We start from the raw sequence: 1995 nt of genomic DNA, 5'->3' as shown, positions 1-1995 counted from the left end.
CTGATCGTCGCGCTGGTGTGCCTGGTGTTCCTGTTCCATGCGCGCAGCGCGCTGGTCGTGATCGTCATGCTGCCGGTTGGCGTGCTGATCGCGGTGATCGCGATGCGGACGCTGGGCATGAATTCCAACATCATGAGCCTGGGCGGCATCGCGATCTCGATCGGCGTGATGGTCGACGCGGCGATCGTGATGATCGAGAACGCGCACAAGCACATCGAGCGCTCCGACGGCTCCCGAAGCCGGGCCCAGCTGATCATCGACGCCTGCCGCGAGGTCGGGCCGGCGCTGTTCTTCAGCCTGATGATCATCACGGTCTCGTTCCTGCCGGTGTTTGCCCTGGAGGCGCAGGAAGGCCGCCTGTTCAAGCCGCTGGCCTTCACCAAGACGTTCGCCATGGCCGGGGGCGCGTTGCTTTCGGTGACGCTGGTGCCGGTGCTCATGCTGTTGTTCGTGCGCGGCAAGATCGTGCCCGAGCGGAAGAATCAGGTGAACCGGTTTCTGATCGCGGCCTACCGTCCGGTGATCAACGTCGTTCTCCGACACCGCATGGCCACGATCGCGATCGCCCTCGTCGCCCTGTTTGCCAGCGTGTGGCCGGCGTCACGCCTAGGCAGCGAGTTCATGCCCACGCTCAACGAGGGCACGCTGCTGTACATGCCCGCGTCGCTCCCGGGTATGTCGGTGACCAAGGCGTCCGAGCTGTTGCAGCAGCAGGACCGGATCATCAAGGGCTTCCCGGAAGTGGAGTCGGTGTTCGGCAAGGCGGGCCGCGCGCTGACCGCCACCGACCCGGCGCCGCTGGAGATGTTCGAAACCGTCATCAACCTCAAGCCCGAGGACGAATGGCGGGACGGCATGACCACCGACAAGCTCATCGCCGAGATGGACGCGGCGCTGAAGTTCCCGGGCGTCGCCAACTCCTGGACGATGCCGATCAAGGCCCGCACCGACATGTTGGCCACCGGCATCCGCACCCCGGTGGGCATCAAGCTGTTCGGCAATGACCTGGCGCAACTCGACGCCCTGGCCACCGAGATCGAAGCGGTGGTGCGCGAGGTGCCAGGGACAACCAGCGCGTTCGCCGAACGCCTGACCGGCGCCTACTACCTCGACATCACCCCCGACCTGGGCCGCCTGGCCCAATACGGCGTGACCCTCGGCGACGTGCAGGACGTGGTAGCGGCCGCGCTGGGGGGTGAGATGGTCACCACCATCCTCCAGGGCCGCGAACGCTTCAGCGCGATCGTGCGCTATCCACGCGAGCTGCGTGACGACCCGCACCGCATCGGGACGCAGGTCCTGGTGCCGGTGCCCGGCGGCGCCCAGGTGCCACTGGGTGAGCTCACGCGCATCGAGGTCACGATGGGTGCGCCCAGCATCCGCACCGAGAACGCGATGCTGGCGGCCTACATCTACGTGGATACGCGCGAGAGCGACCTCGGTCGCTACGTGCAGGCGGCCCAACAGGCCGTTGTCGAACAGGTGCAGTTCCCGCCCGGCTACTACGTGACCTGGAGCGGGCAGTACGAGTACATGCAGCGCGCCGCCGAAAAGATGCGCGTCGTCGTCCCGGTGACCTTGGCGCTGATCTTCCTGCTGCTGTACCTCAACTTCCGACGCGTCACCGAGTCGCTGATCGTGATGCTGTCGGTGCCGTTCGCACTGGTCGGCGGCGTGTGGCTGATGTGGCTGCTCGATTACAACACCAGCGTCGCGGTGATCGTCGGCTTCATCGCCCTGGCCGGCGTCGCCGCCGAAACCGGCGTGGTGATGCTGATCTACCTCGACCACGCACTTGAGGCTCGCGCCGTGCAGCGTCAGGCCGAAGACCGCTCGCTGGATGCCGGCGACCTGCGCGAGGCGATCATCGAAGGCGCGGTCGACCGGGTGCGGCCGAAGATGATGACCGTGGTCGCGATCATGGCCGGCCTGCTGCCGATCATGTGGAGCAGCGGCACCGGCTCGGAAGTCATGCGCCGCATCGCCGCACCGGGC

The 1995-nt window shown here is 66.7% G+C and carries 1 protein-coding gene; it reads left to right on the top strand.

The window, feature by feature from the left end; translation table 11 throughout:
- The coding region (locus OC373_RS18630; protein WP_261998267.1) for a CusA/CzcA family heavy metal efflux RND transporter at positions 1-1995 on the top strand (1995 nt) is incomplete at both ends.

This window comes from Stenotrophomonas sp. Ste96, assembly GCF_024519495.1.
GTDB lineage: Bacteria > Pseudomonadota > Gammaproteobacteria > Xanthomonadales > Xanthomonadaceae > Stenotrophomonas > Stenotrophomonas bentonitica_A.
Note: the sequence above shows the minus strand (reverse complement) of the source record. Positions and strands in the feature narration are given on the sequence as shown.